Source organism: Pseudomonas sp. ICMP 460, from assembly GCF_002723595.1.
Lineage (GTDB): Bacteria > Pseudomonadota > Gammaproteobacteria > Pseudomonadales > Pseudomonadaceae > Aquipseudomonas > Aquipseudomonas kitaguniensis.
This window is the reverse complement of record NZ_LKBR01000008.1, coordinates 130054-154094: the sequence shown is the minus strand read 5'-3', so window position 1 is coordinate 154094 and position 24041 is coordinate 130054. Positions and strand designations below refer to the sequence as shown.

At 58.5% G+C, this 24041-nt stretch carries 21 protein-coding genes and 2 pseudogenes; 6 read left to right on the top strand and 17 right to left on the bottom strand.

Going from position 1 to position 24041, the window contains the following annotated elements; all coding sequences use genetic code 11:
* The first annotated feature begins 32 nt into the window (after nucleotides 1–32).
* The gene (locus tag AO240_RS08510; RefSeq protein ID WP_099236167.1) at nucleotides 33–434 is read left to right on the top strand and encodes a YbaY family lipoprotein; all 402 of its coding nucleotides are present in this window, start codon (nucleotides 33–35) and stop codon (nucleotides 432–434) included.
* 39 nt (nucleotides 435–473) lie between these two features.
* Nucleotides 474–1163 carry a DUF4197 domain-containing protein gene (locus AO240_RS08505; RefSeq protein WP_058413621.1) on the top strand — a complete coding sequence of 230 codons (690 nt, stop codon included), beginning with the start codon at nucleotides 474–476 and terminating at the stop codon, nucleotides 1161–1163.
* Between the two features lie 514 nt (nucleotides 1164–1677).
* Here the strand turns inward: AO240_RS08505 and AO240_RS08500 are convergent.
* Genes AO240_RS08500 through AO240_RS08485 form a run of 4 tightly spaced genes read right to left on the bottom strand, consistent with a single transcriptional unit; the run spans nucleotide 1678 to nucleotide 5090 of the window.
* Nucleotides 1678–2271, bottom strand: a complete 594-nt coding sequence (locus tag AO240_RS08500; protein WP_099236165.1) for a LysE family translocator — start codon at nucleotides 2269–2271, stop codon at nucleotides 1678–1680.
* A gap of 48 nt (nucleotides 2272–2319) precedes the next feature.
* Nucleotides 2320–2931, bottom strand: a complete 612-nt coding sequence (locus AO240_RS08495) for a LysE family translocator (RefSeq protein WP_099236164.1) — start codon at nucleotides 2929–2931, stop codon at nucleotides 2320–2322.
* A gap of 33 nt (nucleotides 2932–2964) precedes the next feature.
* Entirely contained in the window at nucleotides 2965–4281 is a 1317-nt protein-coding gene (locus AO240_RS08490) for a serine hydroxymethyltransferase (protein WP_256585897.1), read from the bottom strand.
* Between the two features lie 44 nt (nucleotides 4282–4325).
* Nucleotides 4326–5090, bottom strand: coding sequence for an ArpA protein (locus AO240_RS08485; RefSeq protein ID WP_099236160.1), 765 nt, complete (start codon nucleotides 5088–5090; stop codon nucleotides 4326–4328).
* A 148-nt stretch (nucleotides 5091–5238) separates the two neighbouring features.
* Between AO240_RS08485 and AO240_RS08480 the strand changes: the two genes are divergently transcribed.
* Nucleotides 5239–5676, top strand: coding sequence for an Lrp/AsnC family transcriptional regulator (locus AO240_RS08480; protein WP_099236158.1), 438 nt, complete (start codon nucleotides 5239–5241; stop codon nucleotides 5674–5676).
* A gap of 135 nt (nucleotides 5677–5811) precedes the next feature.
* Here AO240_RS08480 and AO240_RS08475 read toward each other — a convergent pair whose 3' ends face one another.
* Nucleotides 5812–8883, bottom strand: coding sequence for an efflux RND transporter permease subunit (locus tag AO240_RS08475; protein WP_099236157.1), 3072 nt, complete (start codon nucleotides 8881–8883; stop codon nucleotides 5812–5814).
* 6 nt (nucleotides 8884–8889) lie between these two features.
* On the bottom strand, nucleotides 8890–9990 hold the full coding sequence (locus AO240_RS08470) for an efflux RND transporter periplasmic adaptor subunit (RefSeq protein WP_099236155.1): 1101 nt from the start codon (nucleotides 9988–9990) through the stop codon (nucleotides 8890–8892).
* A 93-nt stretch (nucleotides 9991–10083) separates the two neighbouring features.
* Between AO240_RS08470 and AO240_RS08465 the strand changes: the two genes are divergently transcribed.
* On the top strand, nucleotides 10084–10719 hold the full coding sequence (locus AO240_RS08465) for a TetR/AcrR family transcriptional regulator (RefSeq protein ID WP_099236153.1): 636 nt from the start codon (nucleotides 10084–10086) through the stop codon (nucleotides 10717–10719).
* A 193-nt stretch (nucleotides 10720–10912) separates the two neighbouring features.
* On the opposite strand, the gene AO240_RS08460 is transcribed toward AO240_RS08465, so the two are convergent.
* Complete coding sequence (locus AO240_RS08460) at nucleotides 10913–11695, bottom strand: class I SAM-dependent methyltransferase (protein WP_099236151.1); 783 nt, start codon at nucleotides 11693–11695, stop codon at nucleotides 10913–10915.
* Nucleotides 11696–11791: 96 nt separating this feature from the next.
* Here AO240_RS08460 and AO240_RS08455 point away from each other — a divergent pair, with 96 nt between their 5' ends.
* Nucleotides 11792–12412, top strand: coding sequence for an energy transducer TonB (locus AO240_RS08455; protein WP_099236150.1), 621 nt, complete (start codon nucleotides 11792–11794; stop codon nucleotides 12410–12412).
* 6 nt (nucleotides 12413–12418) lie between these two features.
* Here AO240_RS08455 and AO240_RS08450 read toward each other — a convergent pair whose 3' ends face one another.
* The 7 genes from AO240_RS08450 to ppc all read right to left on the bottom strand — a co-directional run bounded on the left by AO240_RS08450 (nucleotide 12419) and on the right by ppc (nucleotide 19631).
* A complete protein-coding gene (locus AO240_RS08450; RefSeq protein WP_371918609.1) occupies nucleotides 12419–13099 on the bottom strand; it encodes an extensin family protein in 681 nt (226 codons plus the stop codon).
* A gap of 21 nt (nucleotides 13100–13120) precedes the next feature.
* Nucleotides 13121–13948, bottom strand: coding sequence for an oxaloacetate decarboxylase (locus AO240_RS08445; RefSeq protein WP_099236146.1), 828 nt, complete (start codon nucleotides 13946–13948; stop codon nucleotides 13121–13123).
* Nucleotides 13949–13974: 26 nt separating this feature from the next.
* The gene (locus tag AO240_RS08440) at nucleotides 13975–14835 is read right to left on the bottom strand and encodes a DUF72 domain-containing protein (protein WP_099236144.1); all 861 of its coding nucleotides are present in this window, start codon (nucleotides 14833–14835) and stop codon (nucleotides 13975–13977) included.
* Nucleotides 14835–15137, bottom strand: coding sequence for a hypothetical protein (locus AO240_RS08435; RefSeq protein WP_099236142.1), 303 nt, complete (start codon nucleotides 15135–15137; stop codon nucleotides 14835–14837). The genes AO240_RS08440 and AO240_RS08435 overlap by 1 nt, the downstream gene beginning before the upstream one ends.
* A 131-nt stretch (nucleotides 15138–15268) precedes the next feature.
* On the bottom strand, nucleotides 15269–15952 hold the full coding sequence (gene tsaB / locus AO240_RS08430) for a tRNA (adenosine(37)-N6)-threonylcarbamoyltransferase complex dimerization subunit type 1 TsaB (protein WP_099236140.1): 684 nt from the start codon (nucleotides 15950–15952) through the stop codon (nucleotides 15269–15271).
* A gap of 90 nt (nucleotides 15953–16042) precedes the next feature.
* Nucleotides 16043–16690, bottom strand: a complete 648-nt coding sequence (gene adk, locus AO240_RS08425) for an adenylate kinase (protein ID WP_058413634.1) — start codon at nucleotides 16688–16690, stop codon at nucleotides 16043–16045.
* Nucleotides 16691–16985: 295 nt separating this feature from the next.
* The gene (ppc, locus tag AO240_RS08415; protein WP_099236137.1) at nucleotides 16986–19631 is read right to left on the bottom strand and encodes a phosphoenolpyruvate carboxylase; all 2646 of its coding nucleotides are present in this window, start codon (nucleotides 19629–19631) and stop codon (nucleotides 16986–16988) included.
* A 307-nt stretch (nucleotides 19632–19938) separates the two neighbouring features.
* On the opposite strand from ppc, the gene AO240_RS08410 reads away from it, so the two are divergent.
* Entirely contained in the window at nucleotides 19939–20265 is a 327-nt protein-coding gene (locus AO240_RS08410) for a hypothetical protein (RefSeq protein ID WP_058413636.1), read from the top strand.
* 1123 nt (nucleotides 20266–21388) lie between these two features.
* Here AO240_RS08410 and AO240_RS29280 read toward each other — a convergent pair.
* The 3 genes and pseudogenes from AO240_RS29280 to AO240_RS08395 all read right to left on the bottom strand — a co-directional run.
* Nucleotides 21389–21553, bottom strand: a pseudogene (locus AO240_RS29280) (IS5/IS1182 family transposase); the annotation flags it as partial.
* A 25-nt stretch (nucleotides 21554–21578) separates the two neighbouring features.
* Nucleotides 21579–21888 (bottom strand): annotated as a pseudogene (locus AO240_RS29275) (transposase); the annotation flags it as partial.
* A 556-nt stretch (nucleotides 21889–22444) separates the two neighbouring features.
* Nucleotides 22445–23914, bottom strand: a complete 1470-nt coding sequence (locus AO240_RS08395; protein ID WP_099236135.1) for a hypothetical protein — start codon at nucleotides 23912–23914, stop codon at nucleotides 22445–22447.
* Nucleotides 23915–24041: the final 127 nt, after the last annotated feature.

Sequence of the window (24041 nt, the reverse complement as noted above, 5' to 3'; positions counted from 1 at the left end):
AAATTCCGGCGCCGCTGAAAAGGAGCCGCACGTTGAAAAAAATCATTCTACTGGGCCTGACCGCCCTGCTCGGAGCCTGCCAATCGATGACGCCTGCGCCCAGGGGCAACCTCGATGGCGAAGTGTTCTACCTGCAACGCAGCGCGCTGCCGCCCGACGCCACGTTGAATGTCAGCTTGCTGGATGTGTCGCTGATGGACGCCCCAGCCATGACCCTGGCGCAACAAAACGGCCCGGTCAAAGGGCAGGTGCCACTGGCGTTTCACCTGCGCTACGACCCCGCTCAGGTCAAGCCGGGCCACACGTACTCGGTGAGCGCTCGCATCGAACGGGATGGCAAGCTACTGTTTGCCACCACCGAACGGCACACCGTGCAACTCAACGGCCAAGACCCTCAACCGCTGCGCGTGCGGGTTGATCCGGTCGCCCACTGATGTTCTCCAGACCACACGTCAGATCAAAAGGAAGCGCTCATGCTCCGTAACTCCCTTCGCCTTACTGCCCTGTGCGCAGGCCTGCTGCTCGGCGCCAATGCCATGGCCTTGAACCTTGGCAGCCTGTCACAAAGCGATGCCAGCGGCGGTCTCAAAGATGCACTCACCCAAGGCGCACAGATCGCCGTGAAACAACTGGGCGTACCCGGTGGTTTCAGCAACAACCCCGAGGTAAAAATCGGCCTGCCCGGCAAACTCGGCAAAGTCGCCGACAAGCTGAAACTGTTTGGCATGGGCGATCAGGTCACTCAACTCGAAACCAGCATGAACAAGGCGGCTGAAACCGCCGTGACCCAAGCGCAACCGATCTTGGTCAATGCGGTGAAAAACATGAGCGTGACCGACGCCAAGGGCATCCTCAGCGGAGGCCAGGACTCGGCTACCCAATACCTGAACAAAAGCAGCCGTGAAGAGATTCGCGCCAAGTTCCTGCCGATCGTCAAGGCCGCCACCGACAAGGTTGGCGTTGCCCAACAGTACAACGCACTGGCCGGCAAGGCTGCCGCGTTTGGCGCGGTTGATGCCAAAAGTGCCAACGTCGAAAGTTACGTGACCGAACAGGCGCTGGACGGCTTGTTCAAGATGATCGCGCAACAGGAAGAAACCATTCGCAAGAACCCGGCGGCTGCGGCCACCAGCTTGGCGAAGAAGGTGTTCGGCGCGCTGTAACCCGCCAGCATAAGCACTGTATGACTGCGCCAAGGCCGCTGATAACGGGCCTTGGCGCAATTGTTTCAGGCTGAGTGTTTCAACAGCTCAGCGTGAAAAGTGAATGCATCGGACCAGGCGACAATTGAGGCGCATGGACCGGGTGTGGCGTCACTTGCGCCTGATGAGGCGTGTCGTAATGCAGTTGGGCAGGGCAACCCTGCCCGGAAGCTGCGTGGGTTACCTCAGGACGAGGACGGTGACTCCCGCCGTTTCCGGCCCCCGGCTTATGTGGTGCTGCGGGCTCGGATGCTCTGTTAGAGAGATGACCGCCCAGCAAAGCGCCGAGAAATGCACCTTTGAACGCTGCGATAGCAGAAAAAATCGACATATGACACTCCACAAACTGATTGAATCAGGCACGACCGCCAAACGGCGAAACCGAAACCTGCGCCTGTCCATCAGGCAATTCTGAGTGGAGTGAAAAGACTTAACGTTCCCAGTGCCCCAATGCCGGGTTGCATCGTTATGTAAATCAGTGAATCACCGAGCCCGCCAGTCGCCCCAGCATCAGCGTGGCAAAACAGCAGATGGCCACGGAGGTTGCCCGATTGATTTTCAACGGCGTAAGCCACGTCTTTTCAACCCCTTCGAACCGACTGCCTAACACAATCCAGGCCGACCCTACCGGTATCACCACCAACGCCAGCGTGGCCATAAACCCCGCATAACCCTGTAGCGAGGCAAATGCGCCGATCGGCGCGATAAACGAAGCGATCAACAGGCCTTTCGGGTTCATCACCGTGAGCCAGAAGAAATACACGCCGCCGAAACGATCGTGGCTCGACTCCACGCCGCCGTTGTTGCGTTGCCAGAGCGTGTAGGAAAGTTGCAGCAGGTAGCAGACAGCCGCCAACTGCGCGGCCTTCACAGCCCATGGCGACCAGGCCGATAAATAGAACAGCGCCGCGCCCCAGACAGATACTTGAATCAGATAAGCCAGGCATTCGATCAATGCCATACGCCACGAAGCAGCAAACCCGAACAGCACGCCAGCGCGCATTAACAGGGTGTTTGTCGGCCCAGGCACGACCAGCAGCAACACCAGCGCAGAAATGGTCGCAAACATGAAGATTGTCCTCGGCTGGGCATGAGTTTTTTCCGTCAATCGATAGCGCTACGACGCCAGCGTGAATGACCAGGCGAGCGTCGCTACCATCAAAATCGCGAAGCTTACGTTAAGTCGTCGACTCCAAGTGGGGTGGATAAACAACGTGCGCATCCTGCTGCCCGCAAACAGCCATAAAAAGTCGAAAACCACACACACCGACAGACAGATCAGCGCCTTTGCAGCCTGCTCCCAAGCAGGTGTCGCGCCCAAGGTGAAACTGCCTAACAACGCCGCAAACGCGGCATACGCCTTGATGTTCGCGACACCTAACACAAACCCTGTGCCCCAGCCCGGCGAGGCCGCAGCGTGTTCCTCGTTGATGGGCGGCGCAGTACCCATGCGAAATGCCAGCCATAAAATATAAACAATCGAAATGACCGTCAGTGATGTAGCCAGCACCGGGAAGCGGTGCAAGACCACATACAGCCCCGTGCCCACCAACGCCATCGCGATCGCCAGCCCTGCTGTAATCCCGACGAAAAACTGAACCGAGCGCCGCATGCCATAGGCCGCCCCGCTCGCCGCCAATGCCAGGGTGGCGGGTCCGGGGCTGGCGAGTAAGGCGATGGCTGCGACGGTGAAGGTCAATACCGCTGAGTAAATGGGGGGTTCGGGCATATACGTCTCCTCTGCAGCACTGCGGGTACCGACTTAGCGGGGCAGTCCGTTTTCGTGGCAGTAGTAGACAGTCCGGTGGTTCTTCATAAAATCGATCACGCTATCAGCAATGGCCATCGGGTCCGCGTTGTGCAACAGCACCTTGGCAATTTGCTCGGCTATCCAGGCCATTTCCGGCGCCTTCATACCCAGGCGGGTAACCTCGACGCTGCCCAGCCGAATGCCTGTTTCGTTGTACGGGTCCGTGTCCCAAGGCAGCGGCATTTCGTTGGTTATGATGTTGGCGGCCGTGAGCCGCTGCACCGCCTCACGGCCGCTGGCAAAGGGTTTTGAATCAATCACGATCTGATGGGTTCGGGTGTAACCCTGCTCTCGATAGAAGGCGGTCACGCCCCTGCTATCCAAATGCATGGCCAGCGCCTGCGCGTTACTCACCACCTGTTTCATATAGGTCTTCCCGTACTCCAGCATCTCGGTGGCTGCCACGGCGAGCGCCGCCACGCGGTTGATCTGATGGCTGCCAGTCAAGGTGGGGAAAATGGCATCATGCAGCCGCGCGGTTAATGCGCCATCGTTCCACACCATCACTCCGCCCTGCGGGCCACTGAACGTTTTGCCGGAGGAGCCGGTCATGAGGTCAGCGCCTTCTGCCAGCGGGTCTTGAAACATTCCGGCACTGACCAAGCCCAATTGATGAGCTGCATCGAAATAGACTTTTCCACCCCAGGGTGAAACGATTCTCTTGATGTCGGCCACCGGGAGCGGGAACAGGGTCAGTGTCATACCCAACCCAACCAACGCCGGTTTCAGGGTCTGCGCCACTTCACTAAAGCGCGTGAGGTCGATTTCTGCAGTCTTGTGCACAAAGGGAATGTCCCAGACCTTGAGCCCACGCACACCGGGCGGCCCGTTGGTTCGGTTGCTGGTGTCACCGCCCCTGATCACCGGCACCGTCATGACGTTGTCTTCGGGACGGGCCAGCGCCGTGTACGCCGCAAGTACGGCTGCCATACCGCCCATCAATCGATGATCAGCATGCTGAGCGCGCAACGTGACTTTCAACAGCTCCACGCAAAGCGATTCCAACTCATCGATATGCTTCATGCCGGAAAAAAAACGGTTGTCACGTCCGATATGCCCGCCCGATGCACGTGTACCGACTTCACTGGACAGCAAAGCGCGCACGCACGGGCTGGTGGGCGACTCAGCGGCGACAAGATTGATGCATTGCTGCCCGCGCCACAGTTCGTTTCGAACGACTGCAGTCTTGACCAGTTCGGCCATGGCTGCGTGTGATTGCGCCTCTTTTAGTAAGGCGCTGGCGTGCTGGAGACATTCAGTATCGTGCATGACTTGCATCCCATGGAGTCACGTGACAACCAGACCCGCGTTTTTCAAGTGGTTTTTTTTGCAGCCTCTACGTGTTGGTCTTCCCACCAGCGATCATTGCCGTGCAGGTGCCGGGTTAGATCTTTTTCAGCAGCCCACGTCATGTTGAGGATGATTCGAGTGGCATCCTCATTGAGTGGAATGGTGCGGTGCAGCGTGGTGTCCGTGCGCAGGAAATAAATATCCCCCGTCTTGAAGCCGTAGGTCGCAATCGGATGACTGCACAACAGTTCGTGGATTCGGGGGTTGGATTTATTCCACGAGGTGTGAGGCACACATTGCAGCATCCCGCCCTTGGCGACAGAAGGCGTTTCGATAATCCAGATCAGCGCAAAACTGTAATCACCCCAGTGCCACCCGTGGGTATCACCTTTGCGCTCCTGCTTGGTGATCAGGTACTCCTCGTCCCTGGAGACAGACGCGACGACCCTCGTACCGGCAATCAGCGACAAGGTGTCGAGCAGTACGGCGGACTTCGACAGCGCATTGATCAACGGGCTGTTTTCAGCGATGAACTCGCTGCGCACCACACTCATGTATCGCGGTGTGTTGTCGGTGGTTGCCAAGTGCAAGTCACGGCGCTCAAGTTGACGGTCGATCAAGCCATTGACTTCAGCCGTTACCTTTTCACGCAACGCATCATCGACTATATCGCGCGCCCTTATAAATCCGTTACGGGAGAACTCATGACGCAGCGACAACACCTCTTCCTCAGGAAAGTTGGCATGGTGATATTTCTGCAAATACGCTTCATCAAGTGCTTCGTTCATTTCAATTCCTCGAAAAATAAATCAAGTTGAAACAGACACTGGCCGAAAAACAATAGGCAGTCCTTTTCAAAAAATCCATTATTTTCTGAGGGTTCTGTGGTATGTAAGATTTTCCCGCTATTTCATCAATGTTCGTAAGGTCCATCTAATGAAAAAGCTTCCAAAGAGCGATAAAAAACCAGACCCGATTGACCGAGCGATTATTCTTGCCCTTCACCAGAACGCGCGCATGTCGATACGCGCGCTGAGTCGTCAAGTCGGCTTATCTGCGCCGGGCTGCAGCGAACGCCTCAAGCGCCTGGAAGTCTCAGGCGTCATCAGCGGGTTCAGCGTTGCGTTGGGTGCCCAGGCCTTGGGCTATGACTTGCAAGCGTTGGTAAGGGTTAAACCCTTTACGGAGAAGTTCCAGACGGTGGAACGGTTACTCGCGCAAATGCCTGAATGCGTGGGCGACGACAGTTTCGTCTGCCATCTCTATGTCGCATCTGTTAGCCACTTGGACCTTGCACTGCAAAAAATTACAGCACTGGCTGACACACATACATCAATTATAAAAACAGTCGTGACGAAACTACCCACCTTCTAAACAACTCTGCGAGAGATAGGCATCCGTTAATAGAAGCCATTGACTGTCAGCCCCTTCCTACTTGCCAGCATCAAACTTAAACACTTACCGGGCGCATGCATCTATCGCCACGCGCCCTGTTATTGAACTGTTTGCTTATACGTGCCGAGTTTCCTTCTTGACGCGAAACCACGCAGCATACAGCGCAGGCAGGAACAATAGCGTCAACGCCGTCGCGACAATTAATCCACCCATGATCGCCACGGCCATCGGCCCGAAGAACACGCTGCGTGACAGCGGAATCATTGCCAGCACCGCCGCGAGGGCTGTCAGCACAATCGGGCGGAAGCGTCGGACGGTGGCTTCGATGATTGCCTGCCATTGCGGCAGGCCGGCTTTGATGTCTTGTTCGATCTGGTCCACCAGGATCACCGAATTACGCATGATCATGCCTGACAGGGCGATGGTCCCGAGCATGGCGACAAAGCCGAACGGCTGGCGGAACAGCAGCAGGAACAAGGTCACGCCGATCAAGCCCAGCGGTGCCGTCAGAAACACCATGGCAGTGCGCGAGAAGCTGCGCAGTTGCAGCATCAGCAACGTCAGCACCACCACGATAAACAGTGGCACGCCGGCTTTGACCGAGTTCTGGCCACGCGCGGCGTCCTCGACGGTGCCGCCCACTTCAACCAGGTAGCCGTCGGGCAATTCGGCGCGCACGTCTGCAAGGGTCGGCAGAATTTGCTGCACCAACGTCGCCGGCTGTTCCTTGCCGTAGATGTCGGCGCGCACGGTCACGGTCGGCAGGCGGTTGCGGTGCCAGATGACGCCCTCTTCAAAACCATATTCAAGGGTGGCGATCTGCGACAGCGCCACGCTTTTGCCGTTGTCGGTGGGCACCGCCAGGCTTGGCAGCAGCGACAATTCGGTGCGTTCATGCACGGTGCCGCGCATGAGGATTTCGATCAACTCGTTGTCCTCGCGGTATTGGCTGACGGTGGCCCCGGTGAGTGAACGCTGCAGGAATTTCGACAGGTTGGCGGTGCTCACGCCAAGTGCGCGGGCGCGGTCCTGGTGGACATTGAGGTAGACGATCTTGCTAGGCTCTTCCCAGTCCAGGTGCACGTTGACCACGTGGGTATTTTCGCGAACTTTGGCCGCCACTTTGCGCGCCAGGGCGCGGACTTGTTCGATGTGCTCGCCGGTCACCCGAAACTGCACCGGGTAACCCACCGGCGGGCCGTTCTCGAGGCGCGTGACACGCGAGCGCAGCGCGGGGAATTGCTCGTTAAGTGTTTCGATCAGCCATGTGCGCAGGCTTTCGCGCTCTTCGATGGTCTTCGCCAACACCACAACTTGCGCAAAGCTGACCGCTGGCAGTTGCTGGTCCAGCGGCAGGTAAAAGCGCGGCGAACCGGTGCCCACGTAGGCCACATAGTTGTCGATGCCGGCGTGTTCCTTGAGCAAGGCCTCCAGGCGTTTGACCTGCTCGGCGGTGTTGCTCAGCGAAGCGCCCTCGGCCAGTTTCAGGTCGACCATCAGCTCGAGTCGACCCGAGGCCGGGAAAAACTGTTGCGGCACAAAGCGAAACAGTGCGACCGAGCCGATAAACAACAACAGCGTGAGGATGATCACGGTTTTACGCCTGCGCACGCACCATTCGAGCAAGCGTCTTACGCGCTGGTAGAAGGGTGTGCCGTAGGGGTCATGCCCGTCAGCGCCGTGTTTGGCCGCATGAATTTTCGCCAGGTCGGGCAGGAGTTTTGCCCCCAGGTACGGCACGAACACCACGGCAGCAACCCATGAGGCGAGCAGTGCGATGGTCACTACCTGAAAAATCGAGCGGGTGTATTCGCCGGTGCTCGATTGCGCGGTGGCAATCGGCAGAAAGCCCGCTGCCGTAATCAATGTGCCGGTGAGCATAGGGAATGCAGTGCTGGTCCAGGCGAAGCTGGCAGCCTTGAGCCGGTCGTAGCCCTGCTCCATTTTGATCGCCATCATTTCCACGGCGATGATGGCGTCATCCACCAACAGGCCCAAGGCCAGGACCAGTGCGCCGAGGGAAATTTTGTGCAGCCCGATGCCGAGGTAATACATGCAGGCAAAGGTCATCGCCAATACCAGCGGAATCGCCAGGGCCACCACCATGCCAGTGCGCATGCCGAGGGAGAAGAAACTCACCAGCAGCACGATGGCCAGCGCCTCCGCCAGCACCTGGACGAATTCTCCGACGCTGGTTTTCACCGCCGCCGGTTGGTCCGACACCTTGCGCAGCTCCATGCCAGCAGGAAGGTTCTTCTGCAAGCGTGCGAACTCGGCTTCAAGCGCCTTGCCGAGTAGCAGAATATCGCCGCCGTCCCGCATCGCCACCGCCAAGCCGATGGCGTCCGCGCCCATGTAACGCATGCGCGGTGCCGGGGGGTCGTTGAAACCCCGCTGAATCTCGGCCACGTCGCCAATACGGAACGTGCGGTCACCGACGCGAATCGGGAAGTTGCGGATTTCTTCAACCGTCTTGAAGTTGCCCGACACACGCAGTTGCACACGCTCGCTCGGGGTTTCAAAGAAGCCCGCCGTAGAGACGCCGTTCTGCTCCTGCAACGCCTGCTGTACCGCCGCCAATGGCAGGCCGAGCGTGGCGAGTTTGAGGTTGGACAGCTCGATCCAGATCTTCTCGTCCTGTAGGCCGAGTAGCTCGACCTTGCCCACATCCGCCACGCGTTGCAGTTGAATCTGGATGCGGTCGGCGTAGTCCTTGAGCACGGCGTAATCGAAACCATCGCCAGTCAGGGCATAGATATTGCCGAACGTGGTGCCGAATTCATCGTTGAAAAACGGCCCCTGAATGTCCGGCGGCAAGGTCTGGCGAATATCGCTGATCTTCTTGCGCACTTGGTACCAAAGCTCGGGAATTTGCGATGAGTGCATCGAATCACGCGCCATAAAGGTGACCTGCGATTCGCCAGGGCGCGAGAACGAAACAATGCGCTCGTACTCGCCGGTCTCCATCAGTTTTTTCTCGATACGCTCGGTGACTTGGCGCGAGACTTCCTGGGCTGTGGCGCCGGGCCAGTTGGTTTTGATCACCATGGCCTTGAAAGTGAACGGCGGGTCTTCGCTTTGCCCCAGCTTGGTGTAGGACAGAGTACCGACCACCGCCAGCAGGATCATCAAGAACAGCACGATCTGGCGATTACGCAACGCCCATTCGGAAAGATTGAAACGCATCGGGGATTACTCCTTGGCCGCCAGATTCACCACGCGGTTGTCACGATCCACCGGGCGCACTTGCTGGCCCTCATGGAGTACGTGCACGCCCGCCGCGATCACCCAATCCGTCGCAGCCAAGCCCTCCAGCACCGGCACGGTTTTTTCGCCAAAGGCACCGATGCGCACCGGGGTGCGTTTCAACGTGTTGTCCGGCTGCACACGCCAGACGTAGGACGCGCCGTTCTCCGCACTCAGCGCCGACAGCGGCACCGACAGCGCAATCACGCCGTCAGCCTGAATGAACACACGGGCACTCTGGCCAAGTTCGGCAGGGACTTTGCCGCCGGTGAACGCGACACGCGCAGCGAAAGTGCGCGATTTAGGGTCGGCGGCGGGTGACAGTTCACGAATGCGCCCGGCAAAACGCTGGTCGGGCTGGCTCCACAACTCAACCGACACCGGTTGGCCAATCTTGAACCGGCCGAAGCCTTGCTCGGGCAGGCTGATCAGCACTTCTCGCTCACCGTCGGTGGCGAGGGTGAATACGGTCTGGCCAGCAGCCACCACTTGGCCGACTTCCACCGCGCGCTTGGCGACCACACCGTCTTGCGGTGCGCGCAATACGGCATACCCCGCCTGATTGCTCGACACGTCGAACTCGGCCTTGATCTGCTTCAGGCGCGCTTCACCTGAGCGGTAGAGGTTTTCAGCATTGTCGTACTGCGAGTGGCTGACCATCTGACGGTCCATCAAGGTCTTGTAGCGGTCACGTTCGGCGCGTACCAGGCTCAAGTTGGCTTGCGCGGCGGCGACTTGGGCGCGGGTGGCCTCCAGTTGCAGGCGCACGTCCTGGGGGTCGAGTTCGGCCAGCGGCTGGTTAGCCTTGACCCGTTCGCCCTCCTCCACCAGGCGTTTGCTGACTTTACCGCCAATACGAAAGGCCAGGTCCGGCTCGTAACGGGCACGTACCTCGCCAGGAAAACTGTCCATCGCCTGCGCCGTGGGCTGCGGTTGCACCACCATGGCCGGGCGCAGGGTGGTCGGGGCCGCTTCTTCATGGCCGCACGCAGCCAAAAAAAGAGCCAGGCTGACAGGCAAGGCAAAGGGCAGGAACGTGCTGCGCATGCTGAAGGACCTTTCGCAAATGGAGCTTGGAATAATTATACTGGCCAGTATGTTATTAATACCAAACTCGCCAGTCCAGTATTAAAGGTAAAAATGTCCGACAATCCTGTAAACACCAACAGCCCCGGGCGCCCCAAGGACATGGCAAAACGCCAGGCCATCCTCGAAGCGGCGAAAAATCTGTTTTTAAGCAATGGCTACGCGAGCACCAGCATGGACGCCGTGGCCCTTGAGGCCGGCGTGTCGAAACTCACCGTTTACAGCCACTTCACCGACAAAGAGACGTTGTTTACCGCTGCCGTGGTGGCGACGTGCGAGGAACAGTTGCCGGTGATGTATTTCGATCTGCCCGAGGGCATGCCGGTCGAAACGGTGTTGCTGAATATCGCGCGAGGCTTCCATCGCCTGATCAACAGCGAGGAGTCGGTAAACCTGCATCGCCTGATGATGACCACCGGCAGTCAGGACGTGAAGCTGTCGCAGATTTTCTTCGACGCGGGGCCAATGCGCATGCTGCAGGGCATGGAGCGTCTGCTCAGCCGCATCAACCAGAGCGGCGCGCTGAGTATCGACGCACCGTTCAAGGCGGCTGAGCACTTCTTTTGCATGCTCAAGGGCACGGCGAATTTTCGCTTGTTGTATGGGTGCGGCGGGCAGTTGAGCGAGGCTGACGCCGAGGCGCATGTGCAGGATGTAGTGGGGTTGTTTATGCGCGGCTACCGCACCTGAAGTCGCTGAATCAAAAGCCGGCCTGGAGTACACAGCCGGTTTGCTTGGTGTGGGAGCGGGCTTGCTCGCGATCGCGGTGGGTCAGTTTAAAAATACTTATGTGACACACTGCCATCGGCAGCAAGCCCCTCCCACATCGACTTGAGAGAGGGCGTCGGCTTGCCTGCGATCTGGCCCTCAGCCCCGTGATGACTCAGGGTTTCAGCGCCTTCTTCGGATAGATGTCATACCGGCTGGACTTGCCATCCAGCGCATGGCTCGGCTTTGGCCCGTCAATGCAGGGCGCCTTGCGCGGGCGTTTAACCACTACGCGGTGGCTGGCCAAGGCCAGTGCGGCGGCCAACAGCGCCGGTGCGTCCGGGTCATCGCCCACCAGTGGACGGAACAGGCGCATTTCTTTCTTTACCAGCGCGGTTTTCTCACGGTGCGGGAACATCGGGTCCAGGTAGATCACCTGCGGCGGCTCGCCTTGCCAGTTGAGCATCACGTCAATCGAGTTGCCCTTGAGCAGCTGCATGCGCGCTACGATCGGCGCCACTTCAAAATCGTCGGCAGCGCGTGCCAGGCCGTCTTCGAGCAGCGCGCCGATCAACGGCTGACGCTCGATCAGGCTGATCTGGCAGCCCAGGCTGGCCAGCACGAAGGCGTCCTTGCCCAGGCCCGCCGTGGCGTCCAGCACGCGTGGGCGTACGCCTTGGGCGATGCCGACGGCCTTGGCGATCATCTGCCCGCTGCCTCCGCCGTATAAACGCCGGTGCGCCGCGCCGCCTTCAACAAAGTCGACGCGCACCGGGCCGGGCGCATCAGGCCCGAGTTGTTGCAATTGCAGGCCGTGCTCGCCGACTTGCAGGGAAAAGTCGGCCGCCTCCAATTGCAAAGGCAGGCCAAGCTGGTCGGCCCAGTGTTGCGCGCGCGCCTGGAAACCTTCGGCCAAGGCCTCGACCCGAATGCGGCTGGCCGCTGGTTGTTCGCTCATCAATCGCTACGCTCAAAAATATTAAGGATCGGCCAAAAGCGGCCGATAAAAAAAACAGTCAGGTATTTTGCCAGAGCTGAGCGTCGACCGAAAAAAATGTCAGACATTCTTCCCCTAACCATCGGTGTACTGCCGACCCACAACCATTACGGCCTGCGCAATACTCAAGCGCTGGCCGGGGTGAGTCATGTGTGGCAGGACTTCTTCGCCCGGGCCTTGGCCGAGCAGCTCGGCGCTACGCCGGATGCACGCGCAGCCAATGCACCTGCGCCGGTTGACCCGGCGGTAGAACCCAGCGAAGGCGCCGACCTGTTGACGCAAATCCTTACCCAGCGTGAGTGCGACGTAAAAGATACCGAGATCGCGCCACCTGAGCCGCTGTTCCTGCCGATCGCCGAATTCGACACCGAGTTGCTGCCGCCGGCTGCCACGCCGTTCCCCGCAGAAGAAATCATCGCCCAGCAACGCCAGCAGAATTTCGACAGCGGCTGGGTTCGCCCCATCGTGCTGACCTCTGGCCAACCGCTGCCGCAGCCTGGCCCGGCACCCGCACCGCGCGCCCTGCACCTGCCGATTGCCGAATTTGAATGGGACCTGTTGCCCGCACCGGCCGCGCCTTACCCGAGCGAAGCACTGCTGGCGCAACAAAAGGCCCTGGATTTTGACGCCCTCTGGGCGCGCCCACTGATCGCCCACAACCTGCGCCTGGCCGCCTAAGCGCCTTCAGCGACACACCCACCAACGCCCCATGTCCAGGTGAAAGTGGTTGCGATGGGCCGCGTTGTAGTCCGGGCTCAACACCCCATTAAAATCATCGCAGGCGCCGTCACGCACCTGGCGCAAAAAGCGCGCACTGTCGCCCTGCCCCGGCCAATCCTTGAGCACACTGATACTGCGCCCGTCCGCCAAGCGAAAGCCTGCGATGTCCAGCGCGTTCGCCGAGGCATGCTGGCTGAGTTGCCCCTCTGCGCGGTTGTAGATATTACGACAGGCGAAGCTGCCCAAGTGATCGACACGCGTCACCGCCTGGCCGAACACCTCTTGGGCCGCTGGTTGCAGGCTGTGGCGCTCAAACAGGGCAAACGCTACGGCCAGCGGGCAACTGGCCAGAAAGCTGCTGCTCAAGCCGACGTCGGCGCCCTGCACGCGCAACACATTGCGCAATGGGCACGCGCTATTCGCAGGTGTATCGGCCTGATGGCTGACGCGTAAACCGGAGGTTTTCAGCACGTGATCGCACAGCGCCGGATCATCCTGCAAGCGGCCGAGCTTGAAGCGCGTCAGCAGGTTCGGGCTGGCACGCACATCCAGCGGCGCCCACGGGTTCCAGTCATCCGGCAACGGCACCCAGCCGCGCCAAACCCCCAGCACCAGTGCGCCAGCCAGCAGCAACAGCGCACTCATCAGGTTGCTGAAGCGCACGGCTTAACCCTTGAAGAATTGGTTGGCTTGGCTGAATGGCATGTTGCGCTCGGTGAAGGTAAAGGTGCCCAGCGTGTAAACCTCCTGCGCCGCCCGGTAAAACTCGCCATACGCCGCCAAGGCCATCGCCGAGCCGACGCTGATGCGCCGCACACCCATCGCGCTTAACTGCGCCACGCTGAGGTTCAAGCCGCCGGACATCAACACATTCACCGGTTTGGGCGCGACCGCCTTGACCACCGCCAGCACCTCTTCGGCACTGCGTAAAGCGGGCGCATACAGCACATCGGCGCCGGCTTCGGCGTAGGCTTGCAGGCGGCGAAGGGTGTCGGGCAAATCCAGTCGACCGTGCAGCAGGTTTTCTGCGCGGGCGGTGAGGGTGAAATCAAACGGCAGGCTGCGCGCAGCCGCGACAGCCGCTTCCACGCGCGCAACGGACAGGTCAAACGCGTAGATCGGCTCGTCGGCGATGCCCGTGGCGTCCTCGATGGAACCCCCGACGATCCCCGTAGCAGCGGCGCGCAGGATGGTTTGCGCGCAGCCTTCGGGCGTATCGCTGAAGCCGTTTTCGAGGTCGGCGGCTACCGGCAGCGCGGTGGCATTGGCGATCATCTGCGCATTGGCCAAGGTGTCCTCCAGCGACAACGCGCCTTCCGCATCCGGCCGCCCCAGGCTGAACGCATAGCCTGCGCTGGTGGTGGCCAAGGCTTCAAAGCCAAGGCTGGCGAGCATGATGGCGGAGCCTGCATCCCACGGGTTGGGCATCACGAACGCGCGGTCACGCAAATGCAACGCTTTGAAGGTTTCGGCGCGAAGGGCTTGGGCATCCATGACTGACTCCTGGCGGGAAAAGAGCCTTAGAGTAACCCCAGTTGCTCCACTTCGGGTTCTCGATGCAACGTCGGCAGCGGTGGCAAACCTGGCAGACGCGCCATCATCTTGTGATGAAAACGCAGCGCGAGTTGCGCGGCGAGGCGGTTATCCGAGGTGTGCAGAAATACGTAAGGGCTGCGCCCTTCTTCGACCCAACCGGCCACCTTTTCAACCCACGGGTTCAGGAACGGGTCGTTGGCTTCAAGCTCCGGATGGCCAATAAAACGCACTTGGGGGAACTGCGTCAACGCTGCTGGGCGCGGCGGCACCTTGGGCTTTTTCGATTGCGCATGCAGCACCGCAGCCGAGGTCGACGTGCAACTGAACAAGGCACGCGAGTCGAGGCAGATGCGCTCGACGCCACGGTCACGCAACAGGCGATTAAGCGCGCGCTCGGCCTCGCCTTTGGCGAAGAACTCCAGGTGGCGCACTTCCACCGCCAGCGGGCGGTCCAGCGCATCGATAAAACCGGCCAGCTCGCCCAGGCGTTGCGGTGAAAAGTTTGCCGACAATTGCAGCCACAGCGGCGAAACGCGCTGACCCAGCGGGCTCATCAAACCGACAAAACTCTCGGCTGCTGGCAACTGCTCGCGCAAGTCGCCGCCATGGCTGATGTCACCGGGGAATTTGGCGGTGAAGCGAAAATCTTCAGGCATGATCTCGGCCCAGCGCTGCACGGTGGCGGCCGAGGGGCGAGCATAAAAAGTGGTGTTGCCTTCAACCGCGTTAAACACTTGGGAATACAGCGCGAGGTAATCGCCTGCGCGTGCGTCGGCCGGGTACAGGTAGTCGCGCCAGGCGTTTTCACTCCAGGACGGGCAACCAATGTAGTAAGGCAGGCGCATCAGATGTGGATGTCGAGACCGAGTACTTCCATATCCCATTCGACAAAGCCGGCGGTGGTCAGGTAGCTGGCCAGGGCGGTGGCAACGCTTTTGCTCATGGAGCGGGGGAAGACCATGTCTTGCTGACGTGCGGGCAGGCCGCTGATTCGCGCGCTGCCGGCATTTTGGCCGTTGGCCTGCGTGCCGGAGGCAACCTCGATGAAGTCCGGCGAATCTTCGACGGACTCGTCTACCGTGACGTTCGCCTTGCGGGGCTTGCGCTTGAGGGGGTAGGACTGTGAGGAAAAGCCATCTATACGCATACGTGCAGACCCGGTATCAATGGTGGCAATTTAGCGGCACTTTCCATGGCGCGCAAATGCTCTGGTGATAACTAGAACACATAATTTGTAAAACGTTTAAAAACTGCGGCAAATTCTGACGATTGGTGGTTTTAGAGGCCACGCTCGGCTTTGGTTTGCGCGACTTTATCGCGCAGGTAAACGGGTGCGGCCTGGTCGGCTGGAATCGCTTCGCCGCGCGCATAGGCAAAACGTGCCAGCGTCAGCAGGTCTTCGGCATGCGGCAGCATTGCGGCGTCCTGGCCAACCAGTTGCACGTTGATGCGCTCGCCGTAGCCCCAGCCGGTGCCGGCGCCGAACCAGTCACCACGGGCACCCTCCGGCAAAACCGCCGCCTGCGGCGGTTGCACCGCTTCAACACCGACCAGGCGCATTTCGCCCGCGGTCTCGCGGTAGCAGCCCCAATACACTTCGTCCATCCGTGCATCAATGGCCGCCGCTACTTGCGTGGCGCCATGCTCACGCAGGGCACGCTGGGCCAGCACGGCCAGGTTGGAAACCGGTAGCACCGGGCGCTCCAGCGCAAAGGCCAAACCCTGCACTACGCCGATGGCGATACGTACGCCGGTAAACGCACCCGGGCCACGGCCAAACGCGATGGCATCGACGGCAGACAAGGTGGTGCCTGCGTCTTCCAGCAGTTGCTTGATCATGGGCAACAGCTTTTGCGCATGCAGGCGCGGGATCACCTCGTAGTGGCTCGTGACCTTGCCGTCATGCAGCAAGGCAACGGAGCAAGCTTCAGTCGCGGTGTCCAGGGCCAGCAGGGTGCTCATCGGTGTAGGTGTCCAAGTCGAAAAAAAGTGCGCCAGTATAAACAACAACGGCCCGCAAGCGGGCCGTTGTACGCAAAACCGATGGTTCGATCAGCTCAGTGCTTGCAGCACCTTGGCGGTGATGGCTTCTACCGAGCCAACGCCAGGGATGTGGCTGTACTTCGGCTTGCCATTGGCAGCGGACAGCTTCTGGTAGAAATCCACCAGCGGCTTGGTCTGCGAGTGGTAGACCGACAAGCGATGACGCACGGTTTCTTCCGTGTCGTCCTTGCGCTGTACCAGCTCTTCACCGGTCACATCGTCTTTGCCTTCAACCTTTGGCGGGTTGTAGACGGTGTGGTACACGCGGCCCGAGGCCTCGTGAACACGACGACCGGCAATACGCTGCACGATTTCTTCATCTTCAACCGCGATTTCAACCACCGCATCCAGCTCTACGCCGGCTTTTACCAGGGCTTCAGCCTGTGGAATGGTGCGTGGGAAACCGTCGAACAGAAAACCGTTCTTGCAGTCGTCCTGACTGATGCGTTCTTTGACCAGGTTGATAATCAGGTCATCAGACACCAGGGCGCCGCTGTCCATCACGCTTTTGGCGATCAGGCCCAGCTCGGTGCCGGCCTTGACGGCAGCGCGCAGCATGTCGCCCGTGGAGATTTGTGGAATGCCGAATTTTTCAGTGATGAACTTTGCCTGAGTACCTTTACCGGCCCCGGGAGCTCCCAGCAGAATGACGCGCATCGATGTGCTCCTCAATTTTTTATAGAGATGACGCTCGGATTCGCCGCGTGGGGCCAATCTCGTAAAAATAGGGTGTATAAAAATCTGAAACCAGGCCGATCAAACGGCCAAAGGCTGATCAAGATACACAGCGGGCCGTAACCACACAAGCCGCCGAAAGTCGCAGGAACCGCCGCCATGCCTGACTCATCGCCAGGGTGCGCCTGAGTGCAACCTGTGCCCTTAAACAACGGCCGCCCATTTCGGGGCGGCCGTCATTGTTTATCTGCAAGCCTTAGAGAACACGCAAGAAACCTTAGCCGGTATTGCGCAAACCGGCGGCAATACCGGCCACGGACACCAGCAGCGCCTGTTCCAGAGGGCTGTCTTGCGCAGCTTCCTGCAACCGCGAACGCGCCAATAACTCGGCCTGCAACAGGTGCAGCGGGTCGAGGTAGGTGTTGCGCAAGCGGATGAACTCAAGCGTATCCGGGCTATGCGCCAGCAGTTGCGACTGGCCAGTCAGGCCAAGCACCACACGGCATGCCTGCGACAATAGGTCGCGTAAGTGCGCACCCAATGGCAGCAAGTCAGGCTGCACCAGACGCTCATCATATAAACGCGCGATATCGGCATCCGCCTTGGCCAGCACCATTTCCAGCATATCGATGCGCGTACGGAAGAACGGCCATTGCTCACGCATTTGCCCCAGCAACTCGCCTTCGCCGCGCTCCAGCGCCTTGCTCAATGCCGCTTCCCAGCCGAGCCAGGCGGGCAGCATCAGGCGGGTTTGGGTCCAGCCGAAGATCCATGGGATAGCGCGCAGGCTTTCGATACCGCCTGCACGCCGCTTGGCCGGGCGACTGCCGAGCGGCAAGCGACCGAGTTCCTGCTCCGGTGTGGACTGGCGGAAATACTCGACGAACTGCGGATTTTCCCGCACCACCGCGCGGTAGGCGCTGACGCCATCGGCCGCCAATTCATCCATCAAATGCCGCCAAGCCGGCTCAGGCGGCGGCGGTGGCAACAAGGTGGCTTCCAGCACCGCCGCCAAATACAGGTTGAGGTTTTGCTCGGCAATGTCCGGCAGGCCGAACTTGAAGCGGATCATCTCGCCTTGTTCGGTGGTACGGAAGCGCCCCGCCACCGAGCCAGGCGGCTGTGACAGGATGGCTGCGTGCGCCGGGCCGCCACCACGGCCAACGGTGCCGCCGCGACCGTGGAACAACAGCAACTCCACTTGCTGCTCGCGGCAAATATCCACCAGACGCTCCTGCGCCCGGTATTGCGCCCAGGCAGCGGCGGTGGTGCCGGCGTCCTTGGCCGAGTCAGAGTAGCCGATCATCACTTCCTGCGGGCCTTGCAAGCGCGCGCGATAGCCCGGCAATTGCAACAGACACTCCATCACCGGCCCGGCGTTATCCAGGTCGGCCAGGGTTTCGAACAGCGGCACCACGCGCATTGGCCGCTGCACGCCCGACTCTTTAAGCAGCAACTGCACCGCCAGCACATCGGACGCGGCGCCCGCCATGGAAATAACATACGAGCCGAGTGACGCGGCCGGTGCGGCGGCAATTTCCTTGCAGGTATTCAATACCTCGGCGGTGTCTGCCGAGGGTTTGAAATAACCCGGCAGCAGCGGTCGACGGTTGGCCAATTCATTCATCAGGAAGCTGATGCGCGCCGCTTCATCCCAGTCCTCATAGCGGCCAAGGCCCAAATAATCAGTGATTTCAGTCATGGCCGCCGAGTGTCGGCTGGAATCCTGACGCACATCCAGGCGCACCAGGAACAGGCCAAAGGTCACCGCCCGGCGCAGGCAATCGAGCAACGGGCCATCGGCAATCACGCCCATGCCGCACGCGTGCAGCGACTGGTAGCACAGTTGCAGCGGGGCGAGCAGGTCTTGGTTGTCTTGCAACACTTCGGCAGGCGCCGGGGTCGGCGCGGTCAATGCAGTGTGCGCCCACTGGCGGGTAGCGCGCAGGCGTTCGCGCAGTTGCTTGAGCACGGCGCGATAGGGCTCGACGCTGTCGCCGACCTTGGCCTGCAACGCCGGGCTGGCCTGCTGCATCGACAGCTCGGACGCCAGGTGGTCGACGTCACGCAAATACAAATCAGCGGCCATCCAACGCGCCAGCAACAATACTTCGCGGGTGACCGGCGCAGTGACATTCGGGTTGCCGTCACGGTCGCCGCCCATCCACGAGGCAAAGCGAATCGGCGCCGCCTCCAGTGGCAGGCGCAAGCCCGTGGCGGCGTGCAACGCCTGGTCGGCCTTGCGCAAATAATTCGGGATGGCCTGCCACAGCGAATGCTCGATCACCGCAAAGCCCCATTTGGCTTCGTCTACCGGCGTGGGCCGGATGCGGCGGATTTCTTCGGTGTGCCACGCTTCGGCGATCAGCCGTTGCAAGCGTTCGCGGATCTGCTCGCGCTCAGCGGTGGTGAGGTCGCGGTGATCCTGCAGCGCCAGTTGCGCGGCAATCGCATCGTATTTCTGGATGAGCGTGCGGCGCGCCACTTCGGTCGGGTGGGCGGTGAGCACCAGTTCAATCTCCAACTGCGCCAACTGCCGCGCCAGGGATTCATTGCTGCGCCCCTCGCCTTGCAGGCGGGCGAGCAACTCCGGCAATACACGCGATTCAAACGGCGCCGGTTGCGACTCATCGCGCCGATGAATCAACTGATACTGCTCGGCGATATTCGCCAGGTTAAGGAACTGGTTAAACGCTCGTGCGACCGGCAACAGCTCATCTTCCTGCAGTTGGTTCAAGCTGGCGCTGAGTTCTTCCCCCGCAGCCTGCTCGGCCCCCGCACCGCGGCGGTCGGCCTTGGCTCCTTTGCGGATTTGCTCGATCTTGTCGAGAAAATCATCGCCGTACTGCTCTCGAATGGTGTTGCCCAACAGTTCACCCAGCAGGTGAACATCCTCACGCAAACGTGCATCGATATCACTCATCAGCCACTCTCCAGCCAGAAATCCGGGACGCGCAGGCCTTCCAGAGTGCCGCCCGTGTCGGTTTCTGACAAGGCCGAACGCAAACCACTTTAAACCTTGCGGCTTACAGCTAGTCTCAACAGTGAGTCGCCGCGTTATCTGCGCAGGCGACTGGTCACTCATCACCGCCCGCCATTGCAGGCTTTATTGAGGTTGCCATGGGTGAGGAAGGTGATGCGCCGTACGAAGAAGGCGAGCACAACAGGAAAAACTCTAAACAACCTGCAAGCATCGGGAACCGTGGCTTTCAGCGAACTGAGGATCAATCATGAAGACTTTCCAAGAGCTGCTGAATAACTGGGAAGAGAAGGGTGCAGAAGCTCAAGATCTGGTTGAGATAAACGTATCGATCCACAAAGCCGACCTGGTGAAAATAAAAGCATTCGCTGAGGTCTATGGGCTGTCTGAATCCACAATCACTGCGACGCTACTCTCCACTTCTATTAAGGAAGCCGAGGAAGCCATTCCTTACGTAAAAGGGTCTGAGGTTATTAGAGTCGAAGAAGGTGAAGATATTTTTGCTGACGCAGGCAAGACACCCGCTTACGTCGAAGCTGAACAGAAGATTCACAAGTCCATGCTGACCAATAGCTAAGGAACCTACAGGGTGATGGCGAGGAAAAAGACTAAGAGATGCTCCCATGCTTAGCGCGGCGGTACTGGGAATCCAACTCCCTCGAGTTGCTCACGCAATTGCTGAGCGTTGAAGAGCTGATGGGAGTGAAACCCCATGCACCGCGCCTCTTCAATGTTCGGCGAGTGATGGTCAATAAACACTACTCGGCGGCTGTTCAGGTCATAACGTGACATAAGCAGCTACCCGAATCCTCATTGGCACCCCTTCAGCCGCTGGAACCGGCAACAAACTATACTGCCGCGAACTACGTTATATTTCTGAGCCTGCCACGGACGCCTCACCTGCAAGACCAGGCAAAAGACAGAGTGTATCGAAATGGAGGCATAAAGTGGTTTGGAGAATATAACATGTGCATATTCTTGCGTCTGATGTTGATCTCTTTAATTGAACAGGACGCTCCTTGCGCCCTGTATCAGTTTTAAATATTAAATCTCTCCTTTATAGGGGGGAGGTAGGATATGGAGCGCGTTACTCGTAGATTCACGAGCCGCTTCGAGTAGCGTCTATTTGTTCGATGTCAGATACTGACACAGTGTAGCTTTTTCCAGGGTAGTTCAAACTATTGAGTGTAAGGGTTCCGAGATTATGGTTTACGGATGCAAGGCTACCCTGCACTAAGGTATCCCTACTGGATATTCGTACAATTTTCAAGTATCGACCAGACCCATAGAGCGTATCTATAACCATCCATACATCTTCACTTGTTGATGTATTAACAGCGGCGTCAGTCAGTAGATCGAGCTTGTCACCGCTTTGCTTAAACTGTTCAGCGCTGATTGATTGGGCGCGCATGGTCTATTTCCTTTTTTATTTGTGGTCGGAGGGTATTGTGTGAAAGCGTGGGAGTATTTTCATACTGGCATTTATGACAGTTTCTTATACTGTTTTTTGATTATAGCTATATCGAATTAATATAGGTGCGGCAGGGTGTGGTTAGGAAAGGTCTAAAGTACCCACCGATTTTTGATGCCTTCACTACTTGAGTTCAAAAAAATTATGAGTCGGTCGAAAAACAGACCTTCTTATCCTTAATTCACAGTTCTTTGCTCTGATCGCGCTGTTTCAGGGCGATTGACCCGTATTACAGGCGCACCTCACCCATACCCATCAACCGTTTTCGCACCCTCCGCAAGTTCGACAAAGCGAACAATGTTGTCTGCTGCGCGATGTTTTTCGGCAAACCACGAAAGCGCACTTTCATATAACCAAGCTGGCGTTTGATCCCGCGAAATGGATGTTCGACCTTGACCGCCGTGCCCACCAGGCTATTTGAGGATCGTGGTCTCATCGGGAATTCGATCCAGATTCAAGCCCGCGAACCGGCGCAAAATCGTTGTTTCATACAGTAATTCTTCCATCGCCGGATCGCTGTAGCGGAACCAGTTTTGCATCAAATGAACCCACAACATGGCCATCAACGGATACGCCGGACGCCCCCTCACCCTTTGAATAATGCGGCTCGATCAACGTAACCAAGCCCTTCCAGGGCACCACTTGATCCATCTCGATCAAGAAGCGCTCGCGGCGGGTCTGCTTACGTTTGCCGGCATATTCGGCGTCGGCGAAGGACATCCGTTTCATAGGGGCGCAACTGTTCCGTTTGTGCGTGGCGGGTATTTCACTAGATCGGGAAGTCTTTTTTCAGACTCTCTCTAACGCAGAGTGAGCGCATGGCACTTTCGAGGGGCTTTTTTGCTGAATTCGTAGTGTGAGACAAGAATGGAAGCCCTCCTCTGCATGGGTACATGGGTCGGCTAGACAAGGCCGAGTGCGTCAACGGCCCAAAGTCCAAAGAGTATCAATAGACACGAAACGCCACACCAGTGCATCACAATCATTTTACGCTTAAGGCGGGTAGGGAAGTTTCTCAGGTCCTCGCTACTCGCCCCTCCATCGAGCAGATAGAGACGAGGTGCGATAATTACAGCCATTATTCCAACCAGAACGAACATCTTTCCCCAAGGGCCTCCGTGCTTAAAGGGGGCTCGGATCATTACAGCAGGACAGTTCTTTAGATGGCCCAACATCAGTTCCATCTTGGTGTAGACGAGGTGCATCGCACAGCCAAGATAAACGAACACGCCTCCAAAACCAATCAAGCCAACACAGAGGTAAACTTTCTCAGCGGTGCTTACGCTCATTTAGTAACCTCGTAAATTACTTCCCCTAGATTTTCACCCGTCTTGCCGATAACCGCCCCCGCTGCAAAAGACCCCACTCCGATTACCACCAAGCCGCAAACAAGTGCACCTATCCCGGCAGTTGGCGCCCCGAGCGCTACGCAGATAGCACCCGTCGTACCAATACCTAAAGTCGCACCACCAATAGCGCCACCCGCGATCCCGCCTACAAAGGCTCCACTTTCTGTGTATTTCACCTTCTTACATGCCTCGGTATTGCCCGAAGCGCACACTTCTTGAACCTTCATGTAAGAGGCGCCGCCACCCGCTGCAGTGCCTAGCCATCCGCCGTAACTGACGTATTTGGCAGCCTTGGCAACCCTATCCATATGCGTTGCATAACCAGGAATCTGCGTGGGTGCACCCGCTTTGCTCCAGCGATGTACCAAGCTGCGACTTGAAATTCCCAAGGCACTCTTAAGGTTCGGATGATCGGGGAAACCAATACCCTTTTTGGTGAGCCACGTGAGGTTGCTATCGAGCTGGCCAAACAAGCGCTTACGCTCGGCAAAAAACTCAGGTGACCGCAGATGCCCGTCACGCAGGAAGGCGCGCTGGTGCAAGGCTTCAATGTCGCGTAGCGACGCTTGTACTTTCTCAAGGTTCGAAGCAAAAATGGCGACGCCAACGCCGGCAGCGGTAGACCCGTATTTGAAAAAGGATTCAAACTCGTCACGATGGCGAGCCAGGAAGTCGGCCTCGTCTGGTGAAAGATCCTGAAGCGCCTTATTCACATTTGCCGCCGCTTCCATCAATAGCGTTTCTTCATACGTACAACTGTAGTTATTGGGGTCACTGAGCACGATCATCTGGCCTGCTTTTACCTGATCCAAATTCGGGTTAAGCGCCTTGAAATTGGCAATAACAGCGGGGTCAGGAGAGGCAAATAACTGAGCCTTTAATTCATCCGCCGTTGTGCTTTTGAGAACAATGTAAAACCCCGGCTCGTGGAGTTGGATCGGCTCAGGCCATCGCTCGCGGGGGAAAAACTTTAAATCTTCGGAGGACGGTGAGGGATAATCGGCATGGGTTGCGTTTTGCGTAGTTGAGCTATCTCTAAGGTATTGAGCATGAGCAAACCGCAACAACCGTTCAGGGTCGGGTTTTAACAGGGGCTGAGTGAGCCTGATCAGCGGAATGCGCTTAACCGAACTGGTTATTGCGTCCTGACCTTTGCGGGCCAAGGAATGCGCTTGGCTCAAGAGTTCGCGCTGTTCCTGCAAAATGGCCTGTATGCCCTGGTCAGGGGTCATATGGCCCGTAGCGACATCATCGGCAATACGCTTTGCGTAATAGGCAACTTCCCGATTGAACTGCATGCGCAAAATACCGTGGGCAAGATGCAGAGTACTGACCGTCAGCCCCTGCGCAATCAACTTGCCCGTTGCGCTGTTGACGTCCCAAATCTCATAACGGTTCGGGTTCATCCCTCTTCGCCCCACGAACGATGATCGGTGTGGTCAGACTCATAGGTGTTGCCGATAGAATCGTGGCGCGAGCAGCCCACTGAAATCGGTCCTTGAGCCTCGCCGCTGATGGTCATGTCACCTCGGT

What these genes read in the sequence shown, in the direction of transcription:
- ppc (WP_099236137.1), bottom strand. Translation starts at nt 19,631, where the DNA reads ATGAGTGATATCGATGCACGTTTGCGTGAGGATGTTCACCTGCTGGGT.
- AO240_RS08395 (WP_099236135.1), bottom strand. Translation starts at nt 23,914, where the DNA reads ATGAACCCGAACCGTTATGAGATTTGGGACGTCAACAGCGCAACGGGC.
- AO240_RS08435 (WP_099236142.1), bottom strand. Translation starts at nt 15,137, where the DNA reads ATGCGTATAGATGGCTTTTCCTCACAGTCCTACCCCCTCAAGCGCAAG.
- AO240_RS08450 (WP_371918609.1), bottom strand. Translation starts at nt 13,099, where the DNA reads ATGAGTGCGCTGTTGCTGCTGGCTGGCGCACTGGTGCTGGGGGTTTGG.
- AO240_RS08475 (WP_099236157.1), bottom strand. Translation starts at nt 8,883, where the DNA reads ATGCGTTTCAATCTTTCCGAATGGGCGTTGCGTAATCGCCAGATCGTG.
- AO240_RS08495 (WP_099236164.1), bottom strand. Translation starts at nt 2,931, where the DNA reads ATGCCCGAACCCCCCATTTACTCAGCGGTATTGACCTTCACCGTCGCA.
- AO240_RS08455 (WP_099236150.1), top strand. Translation starts at nt 11,792, where the DNA reads ATGTCAGACATTCTTCCCCTAACCATCGGTGTACTGCCGACCCACAAC.
- AO240_RS08500 (WP_099236165.1), bottom strand. Translation starts at nt 2,271, where the DNA reads ATGTTTGCGACCATTTCTGCGCTGGTGTTGCTGCTGGTCGTGCCTGGG.
- AO240_RS08465 (WP_099236153.1), top strand. Translation starts at nt 10,084, where the DNA reads ATGTCCGACAATCCTGTAAACACCAACAGCCCCGGGCGCCCCAAGGAC.
- AO240_RS08460 (WP_099236151.1), bottom strand. Translation starts at nt 11,695, where the DNA reads ATGAGCGAACAACCAGCGGCCAGCCGCATTCGGGTCGAGGCCTTGGCC.
- AO240_RS08505 (WP_058413621.1), top strand. Translation starts at nt 474, where the DNA reads ATGCTCCGTAACTCCCTTCGCCTTACTGCCCTGTGCGCAGGCCTGCTG.
- AO240_RS08440 (WP_099236144.1), bottom strand. Translation starts at nt 14,835, where the DNA reads ATGCGCCTGCCTTACTACATTGGTTGCCCGTCCTGGAGTGAAAACGCC.
- adk (WP_058413634.1), bottom strand. Translation starts at nt 16,690, where the DNA reads ATGCGCGTCATTCTGCTGGGAGCTCCCGGGGCCGGTAAAGGTACTCAG.
- AO240_RS08480 (WP_099236158.1), top strand. Translation starts at nt 5,239, where the DNA reads ATGAAAAAGCTTCCAAAGAGCGATAAAAAACCAGACCCGATTGACCGA.
- AO240_RS08445 (WP_099236146.1), bottom strand. Translation starts at nt 13,948, where the DNA reads ATGGATGCCCAAGCCCTTCGCGCCGAAACCTTCAAAGCGTTGCATTTG.
- tsaB (WP_099236140.1), bottom strand. Translation starts at nt 15,952, where the DNA reads ATGAGCACCCTGCTGGCCCTGGACACCGCGACTGAAGCTTGCTCCGTT.
- AO240_RS08410 (WP_058413636.1), top strand. Translation starts at nt 19,939, where the DNA reads ATGAAGACTTTCCAAGAGCTGCTGAATAACTGGGAAGAGAAGGGTGCA.
- AO240_RS08470 (WP_099236155.1), bottom strand. Translation starts at nt 9,990, where the DNA reads ATGCGCAGCACGTTCCTGCCCTTTGCCTTGCCTGTCAGCCTGGCTCTT.
- AO240_RS08490 (WP_256585897.1), bottom strand. Translation starts at nt 4,281, where the DNA reads ATGCACGATACTGAATGTCTCCAGCACGCCAGCGCCTTACTAAAAGAG.
- AO240_RS08485 (WP_099236160.1), bottom strand. Translation starts at nt 5,090, where the DNA reads ATGAACGAAGCACTTGATGAAGCGTATTTGCAGAAATATCACCATGCC.